This is a genomic window from Cupriavidus sp. L7L, assembly GCF_004353535.1.
Lineage (GTDB): Bacteria > Pseudomonadota > Gammaproteobacteria > Burkholderiales > Burkholderiaceae > Cupriavidus > Cupriavidus oxalaticus_A.
The window spans coordinates 1-854 of record NZ_SMNY01000149.1 but is presented as its reverse complement, the minus strand read 5'-3'; the positions used below and the strand labels follow the sequence as shown (position 1 = coordinate 854).

1 protein-coding gene and 1 pseudogene are annotated in these 854 nt (G+C 63.1%); both read left to right on the top strand.

The genetic code is table 11. From position 1 onward, the window contains the following. Positions 1-414 (top strand): annotated as a pseudogene (locus E1J61_RS36670) (tyrosine-type recombinase/integrase); the annotation flags it as partial. A 156-nt stretch (positions 415-570) separates the two neighbouring features. Next, positions 571-822, top strand: coding sequence for an antitoxin (locus tag E1J61_RS36665; protein WP_133098635.1), 252 nt, complete (start codon positions 571-573; stop codon positions 820-822). Positions 823-854 lie beyond the last annotated feature (32 nt).

Sequence of the window (854 nt, the reverse complement as noted above, 5' to 3'; positions counted from 1 at the left end):
GCGGATAGCGGAACTGGCACGCTACCGCCGCGCCAACGAATTGCCGCCTACCCCAGGGAGACGCGTCCACTGGTGCTGCCGGTAATTGGAAGACCGGGCAGCGAGATACCGCTGTCACGCGGGGCGCTGCACCTGATCCTGAAAGAGGTGTTTGGCATGGCCGCGGCGCGCGTGCGGGCGCGCGGGCCGGAATGGGAAGCGCAAGCCGAGGTGCTGGCCAGTGCCTCGACGCACTGGCTGCGCCACACCGCCGGCTCGCACATGACCGACCGCCAGGTCGACCTGCGCTTTGTGCGCGACAACTTTGGGCACAGCTCGCTGTCGACGACGAGCGGCTACCTGCACAGCGAGGAGGATGCGCGGCACGAGGCCACGCAGGAGCGGCACCGGATTGACTGGGGTACGAAGAAATAGCGGGGCGAGAGGGTTATTTCACCATCATGAAACTTTGGCGCGCCCATGAGCTGAACGATCTAGGTATGTGTCGCCCACTTAGATGCAGAAGTGGTAGGTATCTTGATATCCATCTCAAGATGGTATATATTTTGATACCTATCAAAGGAATCCACCATGAGTACCACTGCCAAGATCTTTACCACCGGCCGCAGCCAGGCGGTGCGGCTGCCTCAGGAGTTCCGCTTTGCTGAGCGCGAGGTCTATATCCGCCGTGACCCGTCCACCGGCGACGTGATCCTGTCGCGCCGGCCGGAGAGTTGGGACGGCTTCCTGGCCGCCATCCAGGGCAGCGCCGTGCCGGCAGACTTCCTGGCCGAGCGCGCGCAGGACGAGCAACCCCGGGATCCGCTGGCGGGTCTCGAATGACGCGCTACATGCTTGACACTAATATCGTGAGC

Coding starts and splice junctions, on each gene's coding strand:
- E1J61_RS36665 (WP_133098635.1), top strand. CDS start 571: ATGAGTACCACTGCCAAGATCTTTACCACCGGCCGCAGCCAGGCGGTG.